Source organism: Pseudomonas putida (genome assembly GCF_001941965.1).
Classification (GTDB): domain Bacteria; phylum Pseudomonadota; class Gammaproteobacteria; order Pseudomonadales; family Pseudomonadaceae; genus Aquipseudomonas; species Aquipseudomonas putida_L.
Genome location: NZ_MKZO01000008.1, coordinates 50,630 through 75,733, shown reverse-complemented (window position 1 = coordinate 75,733; position 25,104 = coordinate 50,630). Strand labels below are relative to the sequence as shown.

Genomic DNA, 25,104 nt, shown 5'->3' with positions numbered 1-25,104 from the left:
GAGCGGAAAAGAAAATTAAGGTCGGACGCTATTTAGTGTTTTTCATCGAACGATAAAAATATTTTCACTTACCTATTGACAACGATTTTTGCTGTTTTTAAGCCAAAATTCGAAGGTCGGGAAAACGGAAATATCAAAAAATTTAGATAAAAACATATAAAAAATGATATGCACTTTTTTAGTGCATTCACGGAAATGGGTCAAAATTGAGCAATTTATTTTTCTTCGTATATTAGTAAGCAGAAATAAAAACCACGCTAAAAACGCCATTTTTTAAAGGTGTGAAAAATCAAGTTTTACGATTTTTTGGGCAAGAAATCAACATCATTATATCAATCAAAAATAAGCCATTTTAAGGCGTATTCTTGTTTTTGATACCCAAAGCACTAAGCCAATGCTAAACGCTCGATTATGGGCAGTTTTTGGAGGTTTTAGAGGGTATTGCTTGGTGTATGTGTGTTGGTATGGGTTTGCGGGGGATGTGATGCGTGTATGTATGTATGTGTGTGTGTGTCGTGTGTGTATACGTGTCTTTAAAACCCTAGGGGGTTTTCGCTCTTTTAAATTCCAGCATTGCCTTTCGCTTTTCAAGCTTCAGGCAAAGCTGGTCTTCCTTGTTTTATGACTTAAAAAACAAGTTTAGCTTGCCTGATTTTCAGGGTTTAAATCTGTGATATTCAGTTTAAACTTTAAACACTTATAGGCTATATCAGCACCTAACTGGAACCCTGTTTAACATATTTTCATATGGCTGGCGGGTTGAGAAATTTCCAGTATCCCCGTTTTATTTCTCTTCGCTTGAACACGAAACAATCACTACATTCCTACATGTTCAAGGCGTGAATACTGAATTTATAATTATGATGAAGTTTTAGCGGCAGGTCTTGAAATGGTAATATTATATGTTATAACTATATATACCAGTTGAAACTGCTGCTATCAGTATCAACGCCGAACCCTGAATACTAACCATATTCGGGGTTCACTTATATATAGATTATCACTTTAATATTTAAAGTCAAATAAGCACAACAAAAGCCCTAATGGGCTTTTTAATTAAAATTTATATTTATTCCTTTTCTTTCTTTCGGCCTTCGGTTTTCCGTCAATTGGTGAGCCTGAACCACTATCATCAAGCAATTTATTGATATGCTCTAAAAAGACTTTTCTAGTCTCATCGTCTAAGTCTTTTACTTTCTCCATTACCTTTTCGTAAATTTCAGTATCATAAATAATATTGTCTTCTAAAACATCACGAATGTTTTCAAGAATTTCTTTTTCATCATAGTCGCTATATTCTTCAAGTAATTCATTTATGAAAATCTTGAAGTCATCAAGCCTATCCTGTCCAACCTGCTTTTTAGGTTCGTCAGAACCTGATGCCGTAGGCTGCTCTATATCGTTTATAAGCGGGTTAGGCTTTTCCTGGGTAGGTATAGGGAAAACTGGTTTAGGGGCTTCTATGGCCATTTCTGGTTGTTTAGGCTCAACCTTTTTATCCATTGAAGCGTATCGCTCTTGGAGTTTCTTCAATTCTTCTAAATCGGCTGGCGTAGGTTTGTAGCCTTCAAGTTTGATACCTTTTTCTTCCAAGCCCATTAGTTGAGATTCAAGCCAAATATTTTTCTTGAAGTAGTCAGTGCCAGTCACATAAAAAGTATCTGGTGGCGTTGTGTCTGCCATTAGTCTTTGTAGTCCAGCCTTTGCAGACTGTCTTGATAAATCACTAAAAGAAACTTTTGCTGGGTCTTTATGATATTCAAAGGCTTTCTTTTCTTTGGCTGAATTATAGAAATATTCAACCTTGTCATCATAATTTTCACATGTGAATTTTTTAGCAAGGACAGAATTAGGGTTTATTCTGTTCATGTAATCTGGTTTGTCGTTTTTGATTGTTAGAGTGCAATCACTAAAATCAACGATTTTATGCTTTGCTGTAAGTATTTGCTCAAACTCTTCATCTTCTCCAAGTTTTGTTTTTAAGGTCTTATAAGAAAGGTTTAATTCGGATGCCTTAAATATTTGGTCTTGGTATTGAATAGAGAAGGAAGATTTACCATTATGTATGATGGTAAAACCATTATCGGTAATTTGATTTATGAAATCGGAAGGGCTTGATGCTCTATCAAGATAAGGTTTTAAAGCGTCTTTCATCTGTTTTTTATTGGAGGTAATACCTCTAACATCAAGCATTCTTTCATTGGCTGATGGAAGTTTTTCAATATCATTTTTATTTTTAGATGTTGCTTTTCTGTTTTTTGGCTTAATCAATTTGTGTTTATCTTCTAACTTATCGCATTCAATTTCAATGATGCGATAATCATCTTTTTGCTTGTAAGTTTTCCCGTTGTTATCTCTAACTGACCAAATGATATGGACGTGCATTTCATCAGTATCATTATGAACAGCCATCAAGTATTTGCGATTGCCGAGATTATGAGTTTTTTCATAAAGTTCTTTTGCAATCTGCAATGCCTTTTGTGGGCTCATATCATCATTAGTGTGAAAACTTACTATATCGTGATATGTTCTTACTTGCTGGGTAGAGCCTATTTTTCTATTACTGTTGTAAAAATTAACATCATCATCAATTTCACTTGATAATCTATTTACTAAATCGTCTTTGATGATGCTTGGTCTATGAATAAAACTGGCTTCATAAAGGCAGCAGCCTTTATCTTTAAGAATGTAATTTGCTGTCTTCTTAATTCCTCTTTTTGTTTTTTGGCTGCTGGCTTTCTTTCTTATCATATTACTCCTTTGAGTTAGTTCTTTTTTCTATACTTATGGCGTTCTTTTGATTGCGTAAATACCCAAGCAATTGGCCGAATAATTTTTCAATGGTTTCTAATGTATTCCATTGCTCATTAGTGATTACTCCACCACTATTACAATGCTTTGCGATTTGATTTAGATTGTTATACGGCTCGGAAATTTTCTTCTCAAAGTTTGCATATGTTTCTTTCAATGCGTTGCTATTAACTTTTACAATATTGCCAAAGCCATCTGTAATTATTTTTTCAATCAACTGCTCATATGTTAAGCCGGTTTTAATTTTTAATTCTTGGAATGCAAGTGCAGTCTTTTCTGTTGTTCTAATTGTGATGGTAAACCCTTTACTTCTGTTTGGTTTTCTCTTCTCTTTATCTGGAAATATATCTCTCATGTAATCACCTTAAATTGTTATCTTAATTATGGCAGTCTTTCCGCTTTACCATTTTCTAAACGAAGTGAAGAAAATCGAGCAACAATGGAAGTCCACGAAGTGGCACTCCGTTGTTATTGCTCGCATATGATTAGAATGCCTTATAAATGTTGTACCATATATTTTAATGTTTTCAAGTGGCTTAGACTGCCATTCAAATTGATAACAAAATAATGGAAACAAAAGGCGTATAGCAGGAAACAAAAAAGGCCACTATTTAGTGGCCTTAGATAACTGGAATTAAAAACTGGTTAATTGGTTTTTTTGGCCATAGATTTGACTACGCTAGCCCAAGCATTTTCTATTTCATCTTTATTGTATTCATTTGCCAATTCATCATTAAGAATGTGGCGATTAACACCATTGGAAAACTCTACATGTAAAATGTCATTCAAGTAATCAATCTGGATTTTCTTGATGATGTTTTTTAGTTCATTGTTATATTGAACTCGTTTTTCAATTGCTTCTTGTGATTTGTCATAGATGATTGTTTCAATGTCAATTTCTTTTAAGTCATAGAATGACTTGAATGAAGAAATAATCGAATTGAGTTCTTTATTTTTGATTTCAATTTCATCATCAAGTTTTATGATGCTATTTTCTAAATCAACAATAATCTCATTGTATGTTTCTGGAATGGTTTCACCTTCCAAAATCATCTTTTTGATTTGAGATTTAAAACCATCAAGACGATTAGAGATTTTGGTTTTTTGGTTCTCTAATTTCATCAATTCATTTTTTATTTCATCGGCGTTTGTATTTTCTTCTAATAGTGTTCCGATATTGATGCCATTAGTGAATTTAAAAAAGCGGCTGAATACTTTTTTACCTCTAATTGACTGCTGGCCTTTTAAACCACATTTGCCTGTCATCGAGTTTGTGCAAATGAAATAATCTCTTTCACCTTTGTTCATGTAGCGAATAGTTCCGCCACAAAAACGGCAAAAAATCAAATCACGAAAAACATTATATCGCTGTGCTGAATATCTTCCCGAAAAAGGTTTTCGGGAGGTAATGACTGATTGAACCTTCAAGAATAAATCTTCATCTATTACCTGCGGGTAATAGTTTGGAATCGGATTTCCTTCATCTTTTCTAATAAGCCGACCATTTTCGTTGTAATGAATTTTTTGCGGCTGATGCTCACCAATTAACTTTCTATTACTCAATAGATATTGAGCCTGATGAATAGCAAGTTTTTCACCATAAAGTGAATTATATTCTTTGGTTGCTTCCTGTAATCCTTTGGAAAGGGAAAGCCTGAAAAGTGTTCTTATTCTGTCTATTTTCACTTCATCAATGATGAATGTGTTGTTTTCTACTTTTAACCAAGTAGGAACTTTTTTAGTGACGATTTCACCATTGTGCATCTTATCTCTGTTGAGTTTCCAAGCCTTGCTTGAAAAATCGCTTTTACGCTGACTTTCTGCATTAGCCCTTTCAAATTCAACAAGAGCAGTAATCCAATCACCAAAATCTAAATTATCGGCGTCATAAACCTTGTTTTTATCAAGAATGACTATTTTGATGCCTGAAAATAGAAGATCCGTAAAAATCTTATTACTGCGAACGATTTTGTCTCTTGAAAGGCGATCAAAGTTTTCGATCAATAAATAAGAACCTTTCTCAATTTCTCCTTTCCTTACCTCTTTGAGAAACTGACCTAAAACACCTTCTGATCCTGCGTGTTTACTGTGGAAAGCACTCGTTCCGGCGTCTTCAAGGTGTCGATCCACTTCCAAGCCGTGCTTGGCTACAAAAGCCTCTATAAGCCCATTTTGGCGGGTTCTCGTTGATCCATCTTCCTGGCGGGTAGATGAGAAACGAACATAAGGAAAGCACTTTTTGGTCATCTTTTAACCAATCTTGGAGAATGGAACCAATAACATAGCACGTCTGCATCTACTGCTATGCACGACCGAGCCACGCCTACTGGGACCTGTCTCCCGGCCTGGATTTCGAAACCCGGCTGATCGCCAAGACCAACGCTGCCGCCGTGCTGGAGCAGCAACTGTCCAAGCCCGGCTACGTCTGCGCGCCCATCAACCTGGGTTCCAACACCGACCCCTACCAGCCGATCGAGCGCGAACAGCAACTGACCCGACGCCTGCTGGAAGTGCTGCTGCGCTACCGCCATCCGGTGACCATCGTCACCAAGGGCTCGCTGATCCTGCGCGACCTCGACCTGCTCAGCGAGCTGGCGAAGCAGCGCCTGGTGTCGGTGATGATCAGCCTGACCACCCTCGACGACGAACTGAAACGCACCCTCGAACCCCGCGCCGCTGCGCCCAAGGCGCGTCTGCGGGCGATCCGGGTGATGCGCGAGGCCGGGGTTCCGGTGGGAGTGCTGTGTTCACCGATGATCCCGGCGATCAACGACAGCGAACTTGAGCGACTGCTTGAAGCCGCGAGTGAAGCCGGCGCCTTGAGCGCGGCCTATATGCTGCTGCGCCTGCCGCTGGAAGTGGCGCCGCTGTTCGAGCAGTGGCTGCTGGATCATTATCCGCAACGCGCCGCCCATGTGCTCAGCCTGGTCCGTCAGAGCCGCGGTGGTGAGCTCTACGACAGCCGTTTCGGCGCGCGCATGCGCGGTGAAGGAGTATTTGCCGACTTGCTGGCGCAACGGTTCGACAAGGCCATTCGTCGCTTCGGACTCAACCGCAGGAGTGGTTATTCGCTGGATTGCTCGGCCTTCTGTCCGCCGGGCGGTCAGCTGTCTTTGTTGTAAAAACAATAATGGCCATTGGCGATTGATGTTTTTTTGATACTATGGAAAACCCGCCAAAAGCTTCTGGAACGCCCGTTCTAGAGCCTTCCGAATTCAGTTTGAGTTAAGTTTCGCCACGTAGCGTAAGAATTCAGACGGCCAGAAATGTGATTTGTTGACTACATCTGTAATCCAAGTGACGTAAGCCTGTCTGATCTTTAAACCGGTAAAATGGACTTACCTACGAACCCGTCAAAGAGGATGCATCATGTCGAACAAGGAACCCTCTCCGACCGGCCCGGCTACTCCTGAAGCCGAGACTGCCGATGGCGCCCTGAAACATATCGTCGATGGCTTTCTGCGTTTCCATCACGAAGTCTTCCCTGAACAGGAAGAGCTGTTCAAGAAGCTCGCTACCGCGCAGAAGCCGCGGGCCATGTTCATTACCTGCGCCGATTCCCGGATCGTTCCCGAACTGATTACCCAGAGCTCGCCCGGCGACCTGTTCGTGACCCGCAACGTGGGCAACGTGGTGCCGCCCTACGGGCAGATGAACGGCGGCGTGTCGACGGCGATCGAGTACGCGGTCATGGCCCTGGGCGTGCACCACATCATCATCTGCGGTCACTCCGATTGCGGCGCGATGCGTGCGGTACTCAACCCGCAGTCGCTGGAGAAGATGCCGACGGTCAAGGCCTGGTTGCGCCACGCCGAAGTGGCGCGCACCGTGGTCGAGGACAACTGCCAGTGCGGCAGCGAACACGAGAGCATGCAGGTCCTGACCCGCGAGAACGTGATCGCCCAGCTCCATCACCTGCGCACCCACCCGTCGGTGGCCTCGCGCCTGGCGGCTGGCCAGTTGTATATCCATGGCTGGATCTACAACATCGAAACCAGCGAAATCTCCGCCTACGACGCCGAAAGCGACGCCTTCCTGCCGCTGACCCGCGGCGAGCCGATTCCAAGCGCTACCCCGAAAGGCCGTTACTGAGCCTGTCCGCAACACCTGACAATCGCTGACGCAACCCACCACAGCCCGCTGCCTGCGGCGCTGTGGACGGGCGTCGGCTGCCTTTGAAAACGTTTTGATGCCTTGCCGCAGCGTCGGCGGTTTCCGGCTGCCCGCGATTCGGGCGGCGCCCCGACGCCTGCGTAAAAGAGTGGCCAGAGGAATGGCCTGAAAAAGGAGAACAGGATGAACATGACGCACTTCAAAGCGGCCCTGCCGCGGGACTTGCTGGCTTCGGTGGTGGTGTTCCTGGTGGCCCTGCCACTGTGCATGGGCATCGCCATCGCCTCCGGCATGCCGCCGGCCAAGGGCCTGATCACCGGGATCGTCGGCGGTCTGCTGGTGGGCTGGCTGGCCGGTTCGCCGTTGCAGGTCAGCGGCCCGGCGGCGGGCCTGGCGGTATTGGTCTTCGAACTGGTGCGCACCCATGGCATGGCCATGCTCGGGCCGATCCTGCTGCTGGCGGGCTTGCTGCAATTGCTCGCCGGACGCTTTCGCCTCGGCTGCTGGTTCCGGGTCACGGCACCAGCCGTGGTGTACGGGATGCTCGCCGGTATCGGCGTGCTGATCGTGCTGTCCCAGGTGCATGTGATGTTCGACAGTGCGCCGTTGCCCTCGGGGCTGGAGAACCTGATCGGCTTCCCGGCCGTGGTCGGCGAGGCACTGCCGATCGAGTCGGCCGGCAACGGTTGGCAGGCCGGTGCGCTCGGGCTTGGGACCATCGCGGTGATGTGGGGCTGGGAACGCTTCAAGCCGAAAACCCTGCGCTTCGTGCCCGGTGCCTTGCTCGGTGTCAGTGCGATGACCTTGCTGAGTATTGGCCTCGATCTGTCGGTAAACCGCGTCGAAGTACCGGCCAACCTGACGGAAGCCATCGACTGGCTGCGCCCCGCTGACCTGATGGCCCTGGCCGATCCGGCCCTGCTGGTTGCCGCTTTCGCCCTGGCCTTTATCGCCAGCGCCGAAACCCTGCTGTCGGCGGCCGCAGTGGACCGCATGCACAGCGGCCAGCGCTCGGACTTCGACCGCGAACTCTCGGCGCAAGGCGTCGGCAACATGATCTGCGGTGTGCTCGGCGCCTTGCCGATGACCGGAGTGATCGTGCGCAGCTCGGCCAATGTCCAGGCCGGTGCGATCACGCGGATGTCGGCAATCTTCCACGGTGCGTGGCTGCTGGCCTTCGTGGTCCTGCTGGGCAGCGTGCTGCAGCAGATTCCGGTGGCGAGCCTGGCGGGTGTGCTGGTGTTCACCGGGGTCAAGTTGGTGGACCTGAAAGCCTTCCGCGGGTTGGGTCGTTATGGCCGCATGCCGATGTTCGTCTACGCGGCGACGGCGCTGGCCATCGTCTTCACCGACCTGCTGACCGGTGTGTTGCTGGGCTTCGCCCTGACCCTGGTGAAGCTGGCGCTGAAGGCCGCACGGCTGAAGATCAGCGTCAGCAGCCTGGAGCGCAAGGGCCATATGGAACTGCGCCTGAGCGGCGCGGCGACCTTCCTCAAGGTTCCGGCCCTGACCCAGGCGCTGGACGGCATTCCAGCGGGCACCACCCTGCATGTGCCGCTGGCCAACCTGAGCTATATCGACCATGCCTGCCTCGAGCTGCTGGAAGACTGGGGCCGGGCCAATGCGGGTAATGGATCGCGGCTGGTGATCGAGTCGCGCCGCCTGAAACGCCGGGTCGAGGGGCGTGTGCGGACTACCGCAGGGCTGGGAACCTGACCCCGTTCTGACGACCAATGGCACCGCCCTGCTCTTCACGCGCATTGCAGGCGGTGCCATCACTCACCTATTATCAAGAATCAATACCATTTGCATCGTCTCCTGCGCGGACCTTTCATGCCTTCCCCTGCCCAGACTCTCTACGTTCGACACTCCCCGTGGCTGCTGACGTTCCTGCGTCGCCGCCTGGGCAATGGCTGGGATGCCGCGGACCTTCTGCATGACACCTTCCTGCGCGTGCTACGCCGGCCGGTGGCGTTCGACAGCCAGACCGGCGAGCGCTCGTACCTTGCGACCATCGCCAAGGGCCTGTGCATCGATCACTGGCGCCATGCCCGGCTGGAAAAGGCCTGGCGCGAAAGCCTGGCGTTGCAGCCCGAGGCGTTGCAGCCATCGGCCGAGCACACCGCCCTGGTGATCGAAACCCTGGTCGAGGTGGACGCCATGCTCATGCGCCTGTCGGCCAAGGTCCGCGAAGCGTTTCTCCTGGCCCAGGTCGAGGGCATCACCTACGGGGTGATCGCCGAGCGGCTGGAGGTCAGCGAGCGCATGGTCAAGAAATACATGGCCCAGGCCTTCCTCCATTGCGCCGTGCTCGAAGCCGAGCTCGACGGCGTGCTGGTGGAGTAAGGCGATGCGCGCAGCCCAGGAAAAACTCAGCCACGCCAGCCTCGAACACGCCGCCCAGTGGTACGTGCGGTTGCTGGAAGAAGGCGACCAGAACGGCGTTCGCGAACAATGGCAGAGCTGGTTCGATCAGCACGCCGAACACCAGGCCGCCTGGCGCTACATGGAACGGGTCGGCGAGCGCTTCGCGCCGCTGCGCAGCGAAGGCGAGCGGGCGGGCCGGGTACTGCGCGAGCGCGGCCCGGCGCGCGTGGGCCGGCGGCAGACGGTGAAATCCATGCTGGTCCTGGCGCTGGGCTCGATGGCCGGTTTCGGCGGCTGGCAGGCCGCGTCGCGCAATGGCTGGACCGCCGACCTGCACACCGGCACCGGCGAGAACCGCAAGGTTGCCCTGGCCGACGGCAGCACCCTGTGGCTGGGCGCACAGACGGCCCTGGATACCCGCTTCGATGCCCGCCAGCGCCTGCTCGACCTGCGCTTCGGCGAGGTGCTGCTGCACTCGACGGTGCAGGACCGCCGCCCCTTGCTCCTGGAAACCGGCGCCGGCCTGTTGCAGATGGCGGCGACGCCGGTGCGCGTGGCCCTGCGCTATGCCGAAGGCCATGCCTGGATGAACGTCTACCAGGGCCAGGTCGAGCTTTTCACCCGCACCGGCGCTCGCGCGTTGATCGAGGCGGGCCAGCGGATCGACTTCACGGCCTTGGCTGTTTCGCCTGCGGCGCCCGCCCAGGTGGCAGGCGAGTCGTGGATCCGCAACCGGCTGACTGCCGAAGCCATGCCCCTGGCCGACCTGATCGATGCACTGGGTCGCTACCGCCCGGGTCATCTCGGTGTACATCCGGAACTGGCCAGCCTCGCGGTGATGGGCACCTTCCCCCTCGATGACACCGACCACGCCCTGCGCTTGCTGGAGGCGGCGCTGCCGATCCGGGTCAAGCGTATGACCGACTGGTGGGTGACGGTCGAGCCCGCCTGAAAATATTTTTCGGTGGGTGGTTCCCCTTTTTGCGCGTCATCCGGTTCAACTGCAGAACCCTCTCATTGACCCCATGAACACAACAGGGACTGCCATGTCGTCGCCCCGCTCCTGCGTGTTGGCCCTCGTGCCGATGACCTTCCTCACCTTCGCTCCACTGGCCCTGCTGCCCGCCGCCGTCCAGGCTGCCCAGGCCAGCACCCGGGTGCAGACCTTCCATGTCGCGGCCGGCAGCCTGAGCGCCGTGCTCAACGATTTCAGCAGCCAGGCCGGGATCTATCTGGCCGGCAGCGACAGCCTGGCGGCCGGCAAGCGCAGTGCCGGGCTGGACGGTGACTACAGCGTCGAGCAGGCGTTGCTGCTGTTGCTCGGCGGCTCGGGGCTGGTGGCCGTGCCGCAGGGGGCCGGTGGCTACGTGCTGCAGCCGGCGCCGCAAGGTGGCTCGGTGCAACTGGACGCCACCTCGATCAACGCCCAGGGCCTGGCCGACAGCTACGGCCAGGACGACAAGGGCTACCGCGCCACCCACTCGGCGACGGCGAGCAAGACCAGCACTGCGCTGGCCGACACCCCGCGCTCGGTCTCGGTGGTCACCCGCCAGCGCATGGAAGACCAGCAATCCCAGAGCCTGACCGAAGTCCTCGGCTACGTGCCGGGCATCTTCGCGCCGCCGTTCGCGGCGGGTGACGGCGGTGCGGGCGACCTGTTCTTCATCCGTGGTTTCAACGCCACCGACTACGGCTACGGCCTGTTGCGCGACGGCCTGCGGGTGCAGGGCAACCGCTATGACACCACCAGCGAGCCCTACGGCCTGGAACGCATCGAAGTGTTCCGCGGCCCGACCTCGATCCTCTACGGCGAGAACGCCCCGGGTGGCGTGGTCAACATGGTCAGCAAGCGGCCGACGGCCGAATCCCGTGGCGAGGTGCAGCTGAGCTACGGCTCCAACGAGCGGCGCCAGTTGGGCATCGACGTATCCGGGCCGCTGACGGACAACGGCAATGTGCTGGGCCGCCTGGTAATGCTCGGACGCAAGTCGGGGACCCAGGTCGATCATCAGCCGGATGACCGGATCTACATCGCACCGTCCCTGACCCTGAACTTCGACGAGCAGAACGACCTGACCCTGCTCGCCACCTACCAGCGTGACCGCACCTTGATGGAGCTGGGCTACCCGGCTGCCGGCACCCTGCTGCACAACCCCAACGGCAAGATCAGCAAGCACGCCCTGCTGGGCAATCCGGACTGGGACAACTTCGAGCGCGAGGTCTGGACCCTCGGCTATGAATTCCACCACCAGTTCAACGACGACTGGCAGTACCGGCAGAACTCGCGCTACATGCAGTCGCGCATCGACCGCCAGGAAATCTGGCCGGGCAGCCTGAACAATGGCGGCTTCGGCACCACGGTGAACAACACCGCCTATGACCGCTACAACAAGTCCATCGCCTACTCGCTGGACAACCAGGTCGAAGGGCACTTCAACGTTGGCGCGCTGGAAAACACCCTACTGGTCGGCGCCAGCCTCGACCGCACCTCGTTCAACCAGGACTGGAATGCCGGCTTCGGCGGCACGGTGAACGTGTTCAACCCGGTGTACACCGGTGATCCGGTGACCTCGACGCGGGTTCAGGATGCGTTGCTGGAGCAGACCATGTATGGCGTCTACAGCCAGATCCAGACCCGTCTGGACAACTGGGTGATGCTGCTGGGCGGGCGCTATGACCGGGTCAACAGCTCGTTCCGCAACCGTCGCGGCACGCTCAATGCCGCAGCGGACCTGGACTACTGGGATGGCCAGTTCACCTGGCAGACCGGCCTGATGTACCAGTTCGACAACGGCGTTTCGCCTTACGTCAGCTACTCCACCGCGTACAACCCGACCCAACAGGTGTCGAGCGCATCCGGCCCTCTGGACCCGACCCTCAGCGAGCAGTACGAAGTCGGTGTGAAGTACGAGCCGAAGGGCTGGAACACCCTGATCAGCGCCTCGGTCTACGACCTGCGCAAGAAGGATGATTCGCTCTACGACAGCGCCACCGGCGACTACCGCAATATCGGGCGCAGCCGGGCCAAGGGTGTCGAGCTGGAGCTGAACAGCGATGTCACCGAGAACATCAACGTGACGGCGGCCTACACCTACACGGATTCGCGGGTGACCAAGGACGTGGCCGGGTCGTTGCTGGAAGACCATCAGGTGACCGGCGTGCCGCGCAACCAGGCGTCGGTGTGGGGCACCTATCGCTTCCTGGATGGACAGTTGAAAGGGCTGAAGCTGGGCGCAGGTGTGCGTCACTTCGACAGCACCTTCGCGTACACCAGCCCGTCGCTGTACGGCAAGCTGGATACCGGGGACGTGACCCTGGTGGATGCGACCGTTGGCTATCAGCTGAACGCGCATTGGTCGGCGGAAGTGAACGCGCGCAACCTGTTCGACCAGGAGTATGTGGCTGGTTGCAACAATGCCGGGCGTTGCTACTGGGGTGAAGAGCGGACGGTATTGGGAACGGTCAGTTACAACTGGTAAGGCCTTGCTGGCCCTATCGCTGGCAAGCCAGCTCCCACAGGTTCGGCGGTGCACGCGATCCCTGTGGGAGCTGGCTTGCCAGCGATGAGGCCATCAGCCTCGACAAAGAAATATCAGGCGGGTTGTTGTTGACCCAGCTCCAACCCCACCCCCAACTGCCGGGACAGGCAAGGCCAGCGTTTCCACGCCGCGCCTGTTTCAGGGCTGCTCAGTTTCTCGCGATAGGCTTCCACCGATTCCAGGGCGAAGCTCTCGTCGTCGAGCATGTTGTCCAGTGAGTGATGCACCACTTCATCCAGCTGATTGGCGAATGCCTCGCCGATGAGTTGATGGGCAATCAGGTTGGCAACCGTGGTGTCCACGGGGATCAGCGGTTGCTGGAAATGCTTGATGTACAGGTCGTTGACTTCTTCCACCAGGCGATGCGCCAGGTAGGCTTCGTCCAGCAGGCTGTCCAGGCCGACATGGCCAGTCATGATCTGCGGTGGGGCGATGAAATACGCTTCGGCGATTTTCAGCACCGGTTTGATCTGCGATTCGATTCCGGCTTCGCGGGCAACGGTATTGGCGGCTTCCAGCAGCTCGGGTACCTGGTCGATGTAAGCGTTGACGAAACGGTTCAACGCACCCTGGGCGTCCTGCTCGGGCAGTTGGATCAGCGGGTGAAGGTGGGGCAATTGCACTGCAAGTTGATTTTTGAGTTGGCCGGTTTGGGCCTCGTGTTCTTGTGCTTGGGTGATCTGCTCGCGCAATGCGGCAATGTTCATGACAACTCCAGGGACAGCCAGTGACAAAACGGAAACCACTAAATTAGTCCTATTTTGTTATCGGTTAAGACCTATTTCTCATAACGCTTATGCCGTTTTGCCTGCTTGCGTTATATCACTGTGCCATCACCCTTATAAGTCAATGTCTTACAGCGTTTCGCGCTGATCGCCCAAGGCTCAACAGCCCTTTTCCGCCGCGTCGTTGCGCGCTTTCGACCCCTGTCTATACTCCGGTTTGAGTGAAATCTGGCTGATGAGGCCCCGCCTGCAGTGCAGCGGGGGGCCGCCGTCGAAGTCCGCAGTCTTGACGCCGTGCCCCCTGCCGTAGGCCCCGCCTCCGGGATAACAAGAACGATAAGGGGAACCCGCAATGAAGCGACATCCACATGTCTGGATGGGGCTGCTGCTGTGGTCGTTGTTCGCTCCGGCGCACGCCGCCTGGACCGTGAACATGGCCCCGGGGGCAACCGAAGTCAGCAACGCCGTGTTCGACCTGCACATGACCATCTTCTGGATCTGCGTGGTGATCGGCCTCGTGGTATTCGGCGCGATGTTCTGGTCGATGATCATCCACCGTCGCTCCACCGGGCAGCAGCCCGCGCATTTCCACGAGCACACCTGGGTGGAAATCATGTGGACCGTGGTGCCCTTCCTGATCCTGGTGGCCATGGCCATTCCGGCGACCAAAACGCTGATCGATATCTACGATGCCAGCGAATCGGACGTGGACATCCAGGTCACCGGTTACCAGTGGAAATGGCACTACAAGTACCTGGGCCAGGACGTCGAATTCTTCAGCAACCTGGCGACGCCTGCCGAGCAGATCCACGGCAAGGCGCCCAAGGACGAACACTATCTCCTCGAAGTCGACCAGCCGCTGGTGTTGCCGGTGGGCGCCAAGGTGCGCTTCCTGGTTACCGCCGCCGACGTCATCCACTCCTGGTGGGTGCCGGCCTTCGCGGTCAAGCGCGACGCCATTCCCGGCTTCGTCAACGAGGCCTGGACCCGGGTCGAGAAACCCGGCATCTACCGCGGCCAGTGCACCGAACTGTGCGGCAAGGACCACGGCTTCATGCCGGTGGTGGTCGAGGTCAAGTCCAAGGAGGACTACGAGGCCTGGCTCGGCGAGCGCAAGGCCGAGGCGGCCAAGCTGAAAGAGCTGACCAGCAAGGAATGGACCCTGCAGGAACTGGTCGAGCGCGGCGACAAGGTCTACCACACCACCTGCGTCGCCTGTCACCAGGCCGAAGGCCAGGGCCTGCCGCCGATGTTCCCGGCGCTCAAGGGCTCGAAGATCGCCACCGGCCCCAAAGAAGATCACTTGAACCTGGTGTTCCACGGCAAGCCCGGCACCGCCATGGCGGCGTTCGGCAAGCAACTCTCGGAAGTCGATCTGGCCGCCGTCGTCACCTACGAACGCAACGCCTGGGGCAACAACAAGGGCGACATGGTCACGCCGAAAGACGTGCTGGCGATCAAACAGGCGGAAAGCAAATGAGCCGAGGAGACAGGACATGAGCACAGTGATCGACGACCACGGTCATGCCGGGCATGACCACGCCCACGGCCCGGCCAAGGGCCTGATGCGCTGGGTGCTGACGACCAACCACAAGGACATCGGCTCGATGTACCTGTGGTTCGCCTTCTGCGCCTTCCTGCTGGGCGGCTCCTTCGCCATGGTGATCCGCGCCGAGCTGTTCCAGCCCGGCCTGCAGATCGTCGAACCGGCGTTCTTCAACCAGATGACCACCATGCACGGCCTGGTGATGGTCTTCGGCGCGGTGATGCCGGCCTTCGTCGGCCTGGCCAACTGGATGATTCCGCTGATGATCGGTGCGCCGGACATGGCCCTGCCGCGGATGAACAACTTCAGCTTCTGGCTGCTGCCGGCGGCCTTCGGCTTGCTGGTCTCGACCCTGTTCATGCCCGGCGGCGGGCCGAACTTCGGCTGGACCTTCTACGCGCCGCTATCCACCACCTACGCGCCGGAAAGCGTGACCTTCTTCATCTTCGCCATCCACCTGATGGGCATCAGCTCAATCATGGGGGCGATCAACGTGATCGCCACCATCCTCAACCTGCGCGCCCCCGGCATGACCCTGATGAAGATGCCGCTGTTCGTCTGGACCTGGCTGATCACCGCGTTCCTGCTGATCGCGGTGATGCCGGTGCTGGCCGGGGTGGTGACCATGATGTTGATGGATATCCACTTCGGCACCAGCTTCTTCAGCGCCGCCGGCGGTGGTGACCCGGTGCTGTTCCAGCATGTGTTCTGGTTCTTCGGGCACCCCGAGGTGTACATCATGATCCTGCCGGCCTTCGGCGCGGTCAGTTCGATCATCCCGGCGTTCTCGCGCAAGCCGCTGTTCGGCTACACCTCGATGGTCTACGCCACCGGGGCGATCGCCTTCCTGTCGTTCATCGTCTGGGCCCACCACATGTTCGTGGTCGGCATCCCGGTGGTCGGCGAGCTGTTCTTCATGTACGCCACCATGCTGATCGCCGTGCCCACCGGGGTGAAGGTGTTCAACTGGGTGAGCACCATGTGGGAAGGCTCGCTGACCTTCGAGACACCGATGCTGTTCGCCATCGCCTTCGTCATCCTGTTCACCATCGGCGGCTTCTCCGGGCTGATGCTGGCCATCGCCCCGGCGGACTTCCAGTACCACGACACCTACTTCGTGGTCGCCCACTTCCACTACGTGCTGGTGCCCGGGGCGATCTTCGGCATCTTCGCCTCGGCCTACTACTGGCTGCCCAAGTGGACCGGGCACATGTACGACGAAACCCTCGGCAAGCTGCATTTCTGGCTGTCGTTCGTCGGCATGAACCTGGCCTTCTTCCCGATGCACTTCGTGGGGCTGGCCGGCATGCCGCGGCGGATTCCGGACTACAACCTGCAGTTCGCCGACTTCAACATGATCAGCTCGGTCGGCGCCTTCATGTTTGGCACCACCCAGCTGCTGTTCCTGTTCATCGTCATCAAGTGCATCCGTGGCGGCGAGCCGGCGCCGGCCAAGCCGTGGGATGGCGCCGATGGCCTGGAGTGGACGATTCCGTCGCCGGCGCCCTACCACACCTTCCAGACACCACCGGAAGTGAAATAAAGGAGGCCCGCGGTCATGAGCGAGGGCATCTCGATCAAGCGCCTGGTCACCCGCCTGCTGATGCTGGCGGTGGTGATGTTCGCCTTCGGCTTCGCCCTGGTGCCGATCTACGACGTGATGTGCCGGGCGTTCGGCATCAACGGCAAGACCGGCGGCCAGTACCAGGGCACGCAGCAGGTGGACCCGGAGCGCTCGGTGAAGGTGCAGTTCCTCTCCACCAATGCCATCGACATGGTCTGGGACTTCTACTCCACCGCCGACCAGATCGACGTCAACCCGGGGGCGGTGAACCAGATGATCTTCGTCGCCCACAACCCCACCGACAAACCCATGACCGCCCAGGCCATCCCGAGCATTTCCCCGGCCGAGGCGGCGGCGTATTTCCACAAGACCGAATGCTTCTGCTTCAGCCAGCAGGTGCTGCAGCCGGGTGAGCGCATCGAGATGCCGGTGCGTTTCATCGTCGACCGCGACCTGCCCAAGAATGTGAAACACCTGACCCTTGCCTACACGCTGTTCGATATCACCGCTCGCCAGCCGCCGGTCGCCCAGGTGACCCACCCGAACCCGCAGAGCGCCCGATAAGGAGAACAATTCATGGCCTCTCACGATCACTACTACGTCCCGGCGCAAAGCAAGTGGCCGATCATTGCCACCATCGGCATGTTCATCACGGTGTTCGGCCTCGCCACCTGGTTCAACGACATGAAAGCCGGGCGCGATACCCATGGGCCGCTGATCTTCTTCGTCGGCGCGCTGTTCCTCGCCTACATGCTGTTCGGCTGGTTCGGCGCGGTGATCAAGGAAAGCCATGCCGGCCTGTACAGCCCGCAGATGGACCGCTCGTTCCGCTGGGGCATGTCGTGGTTCATCTTCTCCGAGGTGATGTTCTTCATCGCCTTCTTCGGTGCGCTGTTCTATGTGCGCCACCTGGCCGGACCCTGGCTCGGTGGTGAAGGGGCGAAAGGCGTGGCCCACATGCTCTGGCCCAACTTCGAATTCACCTGGCCGCTGCTGCACACGCCGGATCCGAAGCTGTTCCCGCCGCCCAAGGAGGTGATCGATCCGTGGCACCTGCCGCTGATCAATACCATCCTCCTGGTCAGCTCCAGCGTGACCATCACCATCGCCCACCATGCGCTGCGCAAGGACCATCGCGGCCCGCTGAAATTCTGGCTGGCGCTGACCGTGGTCCTGGGCATCGCCTTCCTCATCCTGCAGGCCTACGAGTACCACGAGGCCTACACCCAGCTCGGCCTGACCCTCGGCTCGGGGATCTACGGCGCGACCTTCTTCATGCTCACGGGCTTCCACGGCGCCCACGTGACCATGGGCACCCTGATTCTCTTCGTGATGCTGATGCGGGTCCTGAAGGGCCACTTCAATTCGGAAAAACACTTCGGCTTCGAGGCGGCCAGCTGGTACTGGCACTTCGTCGATGTGGTCTGGGTGGGGCTGTTCATCTTCGTCTACGTGCTGTGACGGGAGGGCTTACCAGGGCGCGTGCGACACCAGCTGGCCGCTGAAGAAACCCCAGGTGATCAGGCCCAGGGTCACGGCGGCCAGGCAGACACGAACGGTCAGGGCCTTGAGCAGGCGGGTGGAGTGTTGATCGTCCTTGACCAGGAACACCAGGCCGCTGAACAGACTGGCGACGGTAGCCAGCAACATCACAACGATCGCGGCTTTGAGCATGGCGACATCTCCGGGGGACGTGATGCATTCGAGTATAGCGACAGCCCTCGCGGGGGCCCGATGAGACCTTTCCGCCCCGGCCTGGTGCCGACCCTGGTGGTGCTGGCGCTGCTGCCGGTGCTGGTCGGCCTGGGCTTCTGGCAGCTCGGTCGCGCCGACCAGAAGCGCGCGCTGCTGAATGTGTATGCCGAGCGCGAGATCGAGGCGCCGCTGCCGGCCGGACAACTGCTGGATGACCCGGCTGATCCGGCCTACCGCCGCGTGCACCTGCACGGCCATTTCGACGACCAGCACAGCATCCTCCTCGACAGCCGCATGCGCGACGGCCAGGCCGGCGTCGAGCTGCTGCAACCCTTCCTCGACGAGGCCAGCGGGCACTGGTGGCTGGTCAATCGCGGCTGGCTGCCCTGGCCGGACCGGCGCGTGCCGGCGAGCTTCGACACCCCGGCCCACACCCTCGACCTGACGGCCTGGGTCTATATCGCCCCGGGGGCCAGCTTCCTGTTGCGCGCCGACGCGCCGTCCGGCGACTTCCCGCGCCTGCTCAACACCGCCGAGCCCGGGCACCTGTGGGAACAACTGGCCCGCGACGGCTACGCCCACGAACTGCGCCTGGAGCCGGGCCCGGCCAGCTACCGGGTGGACTGGCCGCTGGTGCCCCTGGGCCCGGAAAAACACCTGGGCTACGCCGTGCAGTGGTTTGCCCTGGCCACGGCCCTGATCGCGCTTTACCTCTACTTCGGTTGGCATCGACACAATAAAAAGGAGAAACCTCATGGGCGTCGCCACGGGTCCACTCGACATGTCTGAAGGCAGGCCACCCAGGAATCGCGCCAAGGGCCGCCTGCAACTGATCCTGATCCTGCTGGTGGTGATCGGGCCGATGATGCTGGCTACCGGCATGTACAAGTTGCAGTTCTGGGTGCCGGAGGGCCGCAGCTACCACGGCGAGATGATCGGCAACGGCGTGGGCCTGGCCGACCTTGGCGTGCAGGCCCCGGCCGAGCGCTGGCAATTGCTGGTCAGTGCGCCGAAGGACTGCACTGCCGATTGCCAGCAACTGGTCTACCTGGCCCGGCAGATCAATATCGGCCTGGGTCGTGATGCCAGTCGCGCCAGTCACGCCCTGGCCAGTGTCGAGCCGGTGAGTGGTGACTACCTGACGAAACTCGAAAGCGAATACCCGCAGCTCCAGCGCTACCCACTGGACGCCACCCGCTATGGCGCGGTGGCGCCGAACCGCAGCGAGGCGCAGCTGTGGATCGTCGACCCCCACGGCAATCTGGTGCTGCGCTATGACGCCAAGGTCAAGGGCAAGGATGTGCTCAACGACCTGCGCCATCTGCTCAAACTCTCCAATATCGGCTAGGAGCCCGCCATGACCCGTCCCGGATATCGCCTCGCCGTCTTCGCCACCGGCCTGGCGCTGCTGGTGGTGCTGCTCGGTGCCTATACCCGCCTGACCCACGCCGGCCTCGGCTGCCCCGACTGGCCCGGTTGCTACGGCTTTATCAGCGTGCCCAAGACCGAGGCGCAGCTGGCCCATGCCGAGCTGCATTTCCCCGATTCGCCGGTCGAAGCGCACAAGGGTCGCAACGAGATGGTCCACCGCTACTTCGCCGGGACCCTGGGCCTGGTGATCGCCATGCTCGCGGTGCAGGCGCTGCGTCGCCACGGACGGGAGGGCCAGCCGTATCGCTTGCCGTTGATCGTGCTCGGCGTGGTGTTCGTGCAGGCGGCCTTCGGCATGTGGACGGTGACCTTGCAGCTCTGGCCGCAGGTGGTCACGGCCCATCTATTGGGCGGGTTCGCTACCTTGAGCCTGCTGTTCCTGCTCAGCCTGCGATTATCCCGAGCCTATATGCCGCTGCCGGGCCTGCCGCGCAGGGTACGCCGGCTGGCGGCGGTGGCGCTGATGCTGGTGGTCGGGCAGATCGCCCTGGGTGGCTGGGTCAGCGCCAACTATGCGGCGGTGGCCTGCATCGACCTGCCTACCTGCCACGGTGAATGGTGGCCGCAGGCGGACTTCGCCAACGGCTTCCACCTGACCCAGCATATCGGCCCCAACTATCTCGGCGGCCAGCTCGACAGCGAGGCGCGCACGGCCATCCATATCACCCATCGCCTCGGCGCCCTGCTGGTGACCTGTGTGCTGCTGGCGCTGGCCTGGCAACTGCACCGCGTCGGCCTGCGGCGGCTGGCAAAGCTGGTGGTGGCGGCGTTGCTGCTGCAGGTCGGCCTGGGCATCAGCAACGTGCTGTTCCATCTGCCCCTGGCCGTGGCCGTGGCGCACAACGCCGGTGGCGCCGGGCTGCTGCTGACCATGGTCCTGGTCAACTACCGCACGCGCCTGGCCATGCAGCCGCGGGCGCGTCGGGTCAGCCCCGGCTGGCGCCTTACGCCGATGCGCCTGGCCGGTGACTTCCACTATCTCGGAGACAATCCATGGCAGCGCTTCTGAGCGAAAGCCAGGTCCGCGCCGGCTGGCGCGATTACCTGGAACTGACCAAGCCCAAGGTGGTGGTGCTGATGTTGATCACCTCGCTGGTCGGCATGTTCCTCGCCACCCGGGCCGGCGTGCCGTGGACGGTGCTGCTGTTCGGCAACCTCGGCATCGGCCTGTGTGCCGGGGCGGCGGCGGCGGTCAACCATGTGGTGGACCGGCGTATCGACGCGCTCATGGCCCGCACCCACAAGCGACCACTGGCCGAGGGCCGGGTCGCGCCTGCGCCGGCGTTGCTGTTCGCGCTGTTGCTGGCGGTACTCGGCATGGTGCTGCTGCTGACCTTCACCAACCCACTCACCGCCTGGCTGACCCTGGCCTCGTTGCTGGGCTACGCGGTGGTCTACACCAGCTTTCTCAAGCGGGCGACGCCGCAGAACATCGTGATCGGCGGCCTGGCGGGTGCGGCGCCGCCGTTGCTTGGCTGGGTGGCGGTCAGCGGGCACCTGAGCGCCGAACCACTGTTGCTGGTGCTGATCATCTTCGCCTGGACCCCGCCGCATTTCTGGGCCCTGGCCATCCACCGCAAGGCCGAGTACGCCAAGGCGGATATCCCCATGCTGCCGGTGACCCACGGCGAGCACTACACCAAGGTGCATATCCTGCTCTACACCTGCGTGCTGCTGGCGGTGAGCCTGCTGCCGTTCGCCATTCATATGAGTGGCCCGCTCTATCTCGCCTGTGCGCTGCTCTTGGGGCTGCGCTTCCTGCAGTGGGCCTGGGTGTTGTACCGTGGCGTTCGGCCGCACGCTGCGATCAAGACCTTCAAGTACTCTGTCTGGTACCTGTTCCTGCTCTTTATCGCGCTGCTTGTAGACCATTACCTGTTGTTGAATCTATGACTCGAACCCAGAAAACCGTCTTTATCCTCGTCGCCCTGGTCGCATTGATTCTCGGGCTTACCATCAACAAGGTGCTCCAGGGCCGCAGCCAGGGCAACCCGGCCGAGCTGATCGATGCCGGGATCATCCTCCTGCCGTCGAGCCGTACGGTGCCCGACCTGGAAATGAACGACGAGAACGGCCAGCCGGTGCGGGTCGATCAGTTGAAGGGCAAGTGGTCGCTGGTGTTCTTCGGCTACACCTTCTGCCCGGACATCTGCCCGACGACCCTGGCGCAGTTGCGCCAGGTGAAGAGCGAGCTGCCGAAAGAGGCGCTGGAGCGCCTGCAGGTGGTGCTGGTCAGCGTCGACCCGAACCGCGACACGCCGGCCCAGCTCAAGCAGTACCTGGGTTATTTCGACAAGGATTTCCGCGGCCTGACCGGCTCGCTGGAAGCGACGCAGAAGCTCGCCAATGCTTTGAGCATTCCGTTCATTCCGGCGGATACCAGCAAGCCGGGGTACACCGTGGATCACAGCGGCAACCTGGCCCTGATCGGACCGGACGGGGCTCAGCGGGGGTTCATTCGGGCGCCGTTCAACAACCAGAAGCTGGTGGCGCAATTGCCGGGGTTGGTGAAGCGGGAGTGAGGCGGGGAGTCTTGCTGTGTTCTTGAGGGCCCTATCGCTGGCAAGCCAGCTCCCACAGGGATCGCGTGCACCGCTGAACCTGTGGGAGCTGGCTTGCCAGCGATAGGGCCCTCAAGAGCAATAGAGAACTATCAGAACGCCGGAATCACCGCGCCCTTGTACTTCTCGAGGATGAACTGCTTCACCTCAGGCGAATGCAGGGCACCGACCAGCTTCTTGATGGCCTCGGCGTCCTTGTTGTTCGGACGGGCCACCAGGATGTTCACGTAAGGCGAGTCGCTGCCTTCGATGACCAGGGCGTCTTTCTCAGGGTTCAGCTTGGCTTCCAGCGCGTAGTTGGTGTTGATCAGCGCCAGGTCGACCTGGGTCAGCACGCGCGGCAGGGTGGCGGCTTCCAGTTCGCGGATCTTCAGGTTTTTCGGGTTCTCGGCGATGTCCTTCGGCGTCGACAGGATGTTCGCGGCGTCCTTCAGCTTGATCAGGCCAGCCTTCTGCAGCAGCAGCAGGGCACGACCGCCGTTGGTGGCGTCGTTCGGGATCACCACGTTGGCGCCCGACGGGATCTCGTCCAGCTTCTTGTACTTGCTGGAGTACGCACCCAGCGGCTCCAGATGCACGCCGGCAACGCTGACCAGGTTGGTGCCCTTGCCCTTGTTGAACTCATCCAGGTACGGCTGGTGCTGGAAGAAGTTGGCGTCCAGGCGGCCTTCCGCGACCTGTACGTTCGGCTGGATGTAGTCGGTGAAGACCTTCACTTTCAGGTCCACGCCTTCCTTGGCCAGGGTCGGCTTGACGAATTCGAGGATCTCCGCGTGCGGCACCGCAGTGGCGGCGACGCTGAGGGTTTCCGACGCGTTGGCGGCGGTGGAGAGGGCCGCGAAGGCGGCGACGGCAGCGAACAGCTTTTTCATTGCATCACTCCTTGAGGGAGCCGGCTCGGCCCCCGGTGTGTCGGTCACGCCGACCCTTTATTTACGGGAAAAATGTACGACCAGTTTGTCGCCAACGCTCTGCAGAACTTGAACCAGGATCAGCAGCAGGACCACGGTGACGATCATCACGTCGGTCTGGAAACGCTGGTAGCCGAAGCGGATCGCCAGGTCGCCGAGCCCGCCCGCGCCGACCACGCCGGCCATGGCGGTGTAGGACACCAGGGTGATGGCGGTGACGGTGATGGCGGCGAAGATGCCCGGCCGCGCTTCCGGCAGCAGGGCGTTCATGATGATCTGGCGGGTGCTGGCGCCCATGGACTGGGTCGCTTCGATGATGCCGCGGTCCACTTCACGCAGGGCGGTTTCCACCAGGCGTGCGAAGAACGGCGTGGCCCCGACCACCAGCGGCGGGATGGCGCCTTCGACACCCAGCGAGGTGCCGGTGATCAGCACGGTGATCGGGATCATCACGATCAGCAGGATGATGAACGGCAGCGAGCGCAGGATGTTGACGATCAGCGACAGCAGGGCATAGACGCCCTTCTGCTCGAACATCTGCCGCGGGCCGAAGAGGAACAGGAACACACCCAGGGGCAGGCCCAGCAGCACGGTGAAGAACAGCGAGCCGAAGAGCATGATGAAGGTGTCGCCGGTGGCCAGCCAGATCTCGGACCAGTCCACGTTGGCGAAGAAATTCAGGGCGTCCATCAGCGCAATACCTCCATATGAACGTCAGCTGCGGTGAAGCGGGCGAAAGCCGCTTCCATGTCGCCGCCGGTGACGGCCAGGGTCAATTGCCCGTATGGGGTGTCCTTGATGCGGTCGATGCGGCCGGCCAGGATGCTGTAGTCCACGCCCGTCTCGCGGGCCACGGTGCCCAGCAGCGGTGCGTAGGTGGCGTCGCCCTGGAAGGTCAGGCGGATGATCCGGCCCGGCACATGGGCGAAGTCGTCGCGCTGTCCGGCTTCGTCGATCTGCTCGTCTTCCTGGACGAAGCGCTTGGTGGTCGGGTGCTGCGGGTGCAGGAACACCTCGGCCACCGGGCCCTGCTCGACGATCTGCCCGGCGTCCATCACCGCCACGCGGTCGCAGACCCGGCGGATCACGTCCATTTCATGGGTGATGAGCACGATGGTCAGCTTCAGCTCGCGGTTGATCTCCGCCAGCAGTTGCAGGACCGAGGCGGTGGTCTGCGGGTCGAGGGCGCTGGTGGCCTCGTCGCACAGCAGGATCTTCGGCCGGGTCGACAGGGCGCGGGCGATGCCGACGCGCTGTTTCTGGCCGCCGGAGAGCTGCGCCGGGTACTTCTTCGCATGCTCGGCCAGGCCGACGCGCTGCAGCAGCTCGGCGACGCGGGCGTCGATTTCCTTGCGCGACAACTGGCCGGCCAGGGTCAGCGGCAGGCCGACGTTGTCGGCGACGGTCTTGGAGGCGAGCAGGTTGAAGTGCTGGAAGATCATCCCGACCTGCTGGCGGAAGCCGCGCAGCTGGTTGGCATCGAAGGCGGTGACGTCTTCGCCGTCGACGATGATCTTGCCGCCGCTCGGGGCTTCCAGGCGGTTGATCAGGCGCAGCAGGGTGCTTTTGCCGGCACCGGAGTGGCCGATCAGGCCGAACACCTGGCCGTTTTCGATGCTCAGGCTCGTGGGGTGCAGCGCGGGAATGTCCCTACCGGCGACGCGGTAGGTCTTGTGGACTTGTTGGAACTCGATCACGTAGCGAACCTTGTGGGGCGCATGGGAAGGGGGTCAGCGGTTAGCCGGTCGCGCATTTTAGCCTGTTCGTTTAGAGGTTCTTAGCATTTATTTCGTAACCGTCCAGTCTTGCAGGCATAACGCGATCAGTGGTCAATCCGATGG

General features: G+C 58.2%; 22 protein-coding genes and 1 pseudogene. 15 read left to right on the top strand and 8 right to left on the bottom strand.

Translation table 11 applies throughout. The features are described from left to right. Positions 1 to 1,056 precede the first annotated feature (1,056 nt). The 3 genes from PSEMO_RS04770 to PSEMO_RS04765 form a co-directional block, all read right to left on the bottom strand. Positions 1,057 to 2,751, bottom strand: a complete 1,695-nt coding sequence (locus PSEMO_RS04770) for a relaxase/mobilization nuclease domain-containing protein (protein WP_075802024.1) — start codon at positions 2,749 to 2,751, stop codon at positions 1,057 to 1,059. A 1-nt stretch (position 2,752) separates the two neighbouring features. Further along, positions 2,753 to 3,166 carry a plasmid mobilization relaxosome protein MobC gene (locus PSEMO_RS32710; RefSeq protein WP_144443537.1) on the bottom strand — a complete coding sequence of 138 codons (414 nt, stop codon included), beginning with the start codon at positions 3,164 to 3,166 and terminating at the stop codon, positions 2,753 to 2,755. 290 nt (positions 3,167 to 3,456) lie between these two features. Beyond that, on the bottom strand, positions 3,457 to 5,058 hold the full coding sequence (locus tag PSEMO_RS04765) for a recombinase family protein (RefSeq protein ID WP_075802023.1): 1,602 nt from the start codon (positions 5,056 to 5,058) through the stop codon (positions 3,457 to 3,459). Between the two features lie 38 nt (positions 5,059 to 5,096). Here PSEMO_RS04765 and PSEMO_RS04760 point away from each other — a divergent pair. The 6 genes and pseudogenes from PSEMO_RS04760 to PSEMO_RS04735 all read left to right on the top strand — a co-directional run. Beyond that, positions 5,097 to 5,933 (top strand): annotated as a pseudogene (locus PSEMO_RS04760) (PA0069 family radical SAM protein); the annotation flags it as partial. A 247-nt stretch (positions 5,934 to 6,180) separates the two neighbouring features. After that, positions 6,181 to 6,903, top strand: a complete 723-nt coding sequence (locus PSEMO_RS04755) for a carbonic anhydrase (RefSeq protein WP_075802022.1) — start codon at positions 6,181 to 6,183, stop codon at positions 6,901 to 6,903. A gap of 204 nt (positions 6,904 to 7,107) precedes the next feature. Continuing rightward, positions 7,108 to 8,640 carry a SulP family inorganic anion transporter gene (locus PSEMO_RS04750; protein WP_075802021.1) on the top strand — a complete coding sequence of 511 codons (1,533 nt, stop codon included), beginning with the start codon at positions 7,108 to 7,110 and terminating at the stop codon, positions 8,638 to 8,640. A gap of 117 nt (positions 8,641 to 8,757) precedes the next feature. Next, a complete protein-coding gene (locus PSEMO_RS04745; RefSeq protein WP_075802020.1) occupies positions 8,758 to 9,270 on the top strand; it encodes a sigma-70 family RNA polymerase sigma factor in 513 nt (170 codons plus the stop codon). Positions 9,271 to 9,274: 4 nt separating this feature from the next. Next, positions 9,275 to 10,243, top strand: coding sequence for a FecR domain-containing protein (locus tag PSEMO_RS04740; RefSeq protein WP_075802019.1), 969 nt, complete (start codon positions 9,275 to 9,277; stop codon positions 10,241 to 10,243). Positions 10,244 to 10,376: 133 nt separating this feature from the next. After that, complete coding sequence (locus tag PSEMO_RS04735; RefSeq protein WP_086937203.1) at positions 10,377 to 12,770, top strand: TonB-dependent siderophore receptor; 2,394 nt, start codon at positions 10,377 to 10,379, stop codon at positions 12,768 to 12,770. 113 nt (positions 12,771 to 12,883) lie between these two features. Here PSEMO_RS04735 and PSEMO_RS04730 read toward each other — a convergent pair whose 3' ends face one another. Continuing rightward, positions 12,884 to 13,537, bottom strand: a complete 654-nt coding sequence (locus PSEMO_RS04730) for a hypothetical protein (protein WP_075802017.1) — start codon at positions 13,535 to 13,537, stop codon at positions 12,884 to 12,886. A gap of 370 nt (positions 13,538 to 13,907) precedes the next feature. On the opposite strand from PSEMO_RS04730, the gene coxB reads away from it, so the two are divergent. Genes coxB through PSEMO_RS04710 form a run of 4 tightly spaced genes read left to right on the top strand, consistent with a single transcriptional unit; the run spans position 13,908 to position 18,126 of the window. Beyond that, a complete protein-coding gene (coxB, locus tag PSEMO_RS04725) occupies positions 13,908 to 15,035 on the top strand; it encodes a cytochrome c oxidase subunit II (RefSeq protein WP_075802016.1) in 1,128 nt (375 codons plus the stop codon). Between the two features lie 16 nt (positions 15,036 to 15,051). Continuing rightward, positions 15,052 to 16,644, top strand: a complete 1,593-nt coding sequence (gene ctaD / locus PSEMO_RS04720) for a cytochrome c oxidase subunit I (protein ID WP_075802015.1) — start codon at positions 15,052 to 15,054, stop codon at positions 16,642 to 16,644. A 15-nt stretch (positions 16,645 to 16,659) separates the two neighbouring features. Beyond that, entirely contained in the window at positions 16,660 to 17,229 is a 570-nt protein-coding gene (locus tag PSEMO_RS04715) for a cytochrome c oxidase assembly protein (RefSeq protein WP_075802014.1), read from the top strand. Between the two features lie 12 nt (positions 17,230 to 17,241). Continuing rightward, on the top strand, positions 17,242 to 18,126 hold the full coding sequence (locus PSEMO_RS04710; RefSeq protein ID WP_075802013.1) for a cytochrome c oxidase subunit 3: 885 nt from the start codon (positions 17,242 to 17,244) through the stop codon (positions 18,124 to 18,126). Between the two features lie 9 nt (positions 18,127 to 18,135). On the opposite strand, the gene PSEMO_RS04705 is transcribed toward PSEMO_RS04710, so the two are convergent. Further along, complete coding sequence (locus tag PSEMO_RS04705; protein WP_075802012.1) at positions 18,136 to 18,339, bottom strand: twin transmembrane helix small protein; 204 nt, start codon at positions 18,337 to 18,339, stop codon at positions 18,136 to 18,138. Positions 18,340 to 18,399: 60 nt separating this feature from the next. On the opposite strand from PSEMO_RS04705, the gene PSEMO_RS04700 reads away from it, so the two are divergent. Genes PSEMO_RS04700 through PSEMO_RS04680 form a run of 5 tightly spaced genes read left to right on the top strand, consistent with a single transcriptional unit; the run spans position 18,400 to position 22,313 of the window. Continuing rightward, positions 18,400 to 19,149, top strand: coding sequence for an SURF1 family protein (locus PSEMO_RS04700; protein ID WP_075802011.1), 750 nt, complete (start codon positions 18,400 to 18,402; stop codon positions 19,147 to 19,149). Further along, positions 19,115 to 19,708 carry a hypothetical protein gene (locus PSEMO_RS04695; RefSeq protein ID WP_075802010.1) on the top strand — a complete coding sequence of 198 codons (594 nt, stop codon included), beginning with the start codon at positions 19,115 to 19,117 and terminating at the stop codon, positions 19,706 to 19,708. The genes PSEMO_RS04700 and PSEMO_RS04695 overlap by 35 nt, the downstream gene beginning before the upstream one ends. A gap of 9 nt (positions 19,709 to 19,717) precedes the next feature. After that, on the top strand, positions 19,718 to 20,800 hold the full coding sequence (locus tag PSEMO_RS04690) for a COX15/CtaA family protein (protein WP_075802009.1): 1,083 nt from the start codon (positions 19,718 to 19,720) through the stop codon (positions 20,798 to 20,800). Further along, a complete protein-coding gene (gene cyoE, locus PSEMO_RS04685; RefSeq protein ID WP_075802008.1) occupies positions 20,785 to 21,684 on the top strand; it encodes a heme o synthase in 900 nt (299 codons plus the stop codon). The genes PSEMO_RS04690 and cyoE overlap by 16 nt, the downstream gene beginning before the upstream one ends. Beyond that, on the top strand, positions 21,681 to 22,313 hold the full coding sequence (locus PSEMO_RS04680; RefSeq protein WP_075802007.1) for an SCO family protein: 633 nt from the start codon (positions 21,681 to 21,683) through the stop codon (positions 22,311 to 22,313). The genes cyoE and PSEMO_RS04680 overlap by 4 nt, the downstream gene beginning before the upstream one ends. 131 nt (positions 22,314 to 22,444) lie before the next feature. Here the strand turns inward: PSEMO_RS04680 and PSEMO_RS04675 are convergent, their stop codons facing one another. From PSEMO_RS04675 to PSEMO_RS04665, 3 genes are read right to left on the bottom strand one after another with little or no spacing between them, the layout of a single operon-like run. Continuing rightward, positions 22,445 to 23,224, bottom strand: coding sequence for a MetQ/NlpA family ABC transporter substrate-binding protein (locus tag PSEMO_RS04675; RefSeq protein ID WP_075802006.1), 780 nt, complete (start codon positions 23,222 to 23,224; stop codon positions 22,445 to 22,447). A 57-nt stretch (positions 23,225 to 23,281) separates the two neighbouring features. Next, positions 23,282 to 23,953, bottom strand: coding sequence for a methionine ABC transporter permease (locus tag PSEMO_RS04670; RefSeq protein WP_075802005.1), 672 nt, complete (start codon positions 23,951 to 23,953; stop codon positions 23,282 to 23,284). Then, on the bottom strand, positions 23,953 to 24,960 hold the full coding sequence (locus tag PSEMO_RS04665; RefSeq protein ID WP_075802004.1) for a methionine ABC transporter ATP-binding protein: 1,008 nt from the start codon (positions 24,958 to 24,960) through the stop codon (positions 23,953 to 23,955). Before PSEMO_RS04665 ends, PSEMO_RS04670 begins: the two co-directional genes overlap by 1 nt. Positions 24,961 to 25,104 lie beyond the last annotated feature (144 nt).

Bases quoted from the DNA above. Each gene is read 5' to 3' on its own strand.
- PSEMO_RS04735 (WP_086937203.1), top strand. From the start codon at position 10,377: ATGACCTTCCTCACCTTCGCTCCACTGGCCCTGCTGCCCGCCGCCGTC.
- PSEMO_RS04675 (WP_075802006.1), bottom strand. From the start codon at position 23,224: ATGAAAAAGCTGTTCGCTGCCGTCGCCGCCTTCGCGGCCCTCTCCACC.
- PSEMO_RS04670 (WP_075802005.1), bottom strand. From the start codon at position 23,953: ATGGACGCCCTGAATTTCTTCGCCAACGTGGACTGGTCCGAGATCTGG.
- PSEMO_RS04715 (WP_075802014.1), top strand. From the start codon at position 16,660: ATGAGCGAGGGCATCTCGATCAAGCGCCTGGTCACCCGCCTGCTGATG.
- PSEMO_RS04745 (WP_075802020.1), top strand. From the start codon at position 8,758: ATGCCTTCCCCTGCCCAGACTCTCTACGTTCGACACTCCCCGTGGCTG.
- PSEMO_RS04730 (WP_075802017.1), bottom strand. From the start codon at position 13,537: ATGAACATTGCCGCATTGCGCGAGCAGATCACCCAAGCACAAGAACAC.
- PSEMO_RS04770 (WP_075802024.1), bottom strand. From the start codon at position 2,751: ATGATAAGAAAGAAAGCCAGCAGCCAAAAAACAAAAAGAGGAATTAAG.
- cyoE (WP_075802008.1), top strand. From the start codon at position 20,785: ATGGCAGCGCTTCTGAGCGAAAGCCAGGTCCGCGCCGGCTGGCGCGAT.
- PSEMO_RS04765 (WP_075802023.1), bottom strand. From the start codon at position 5,058: ATGACCAAAAAGTGCTTTCCTTATGTTCGTTTCTCATCTACCCGCCAG.
- PSEMO_RS32710 (WP_144443537.1), bottom strand. From the start codon at position 3,166: ATGAGAGATATATTTCCAGATAAAGAGAAGAGAAAACCAAACAGAAGT.
- PSEMO_RS04740 (WP_075802019.1), top strand. From the start codon at position 9,275: ATGCGCGCAGCCCAGGAAAAACTCAGCCACGCCAGCCTCGAACACGCC.
- PSEMO_RS04680 (WP_075802007.1), top strand. From the start codon at position 21,681: ATGACTCGAACCCAGAAAACCGTCTTTATCCTCGTCGCCCTGGTCGCA.
- ctaD (WP_075802015.1), top strand. From the start codon at position 15,052: ATGAGCACAGTGATCGACGACCACGGTCATGCCGGGCATGACCACGCC.
- PSEMO_RS04750 (WP_075802021.1), top strand. From the start codon at position 7,108: ATGAACATGACGCACTTCAAAGCGGCCCTGCCGCGGGACTTGCTGGCT.
- PSEMO_RS04705 (WP_075802012.1), bottom strand. From the start codon at position 18,339: ATGCTCAAAGCCGCGATCGTTGTGATGTTGCTGGCTACCGTCGCCAGT.
- PSEMO_RS04695 (WP_075802010.1), top strand. From the start codon at position 19,115: ATGGGCGTCGCCACGGGTCCACTCGACATGTCTGAAGGCAGGCCACCC.
- coxB (WP_075802016.1), top strand. From the start codon at position 13,908: ATGAAGCGACATCCACATGTCTGGATGGGGCTGCTGCTGTGGTCGTTG.
- PSEMO_RS04690 (WP_075802009.1), top strand. From the start codon at position 19,718: ATGACCCGTCCCGGATATCGCCTCGCCGTCTTCGCCACCGGCCTGGCG.
- PSEMO_RS04700 (WP_075802011.1), top strand. From the start codon at position 18,400: ATGAGACCTTTCCGCCCCGGCCTGGTGCCGACCCTGGTGGTGCTGGCG.
- PSEMO_RS04710 (WP_075802013.1), top strand. From the start codon at position 17,242: ATGGCCTCTCACGATCACTACTACGTCCCGGCGCAAAGCAAGTGGCCG.
- PSEMO_RS04755 (WP_075802022.1), top strand. From the start codon at position 6,181: ATGTCGAACAAGGAACCCTCTCCGACCGGCCCGGCTACTCCTGAAGCC.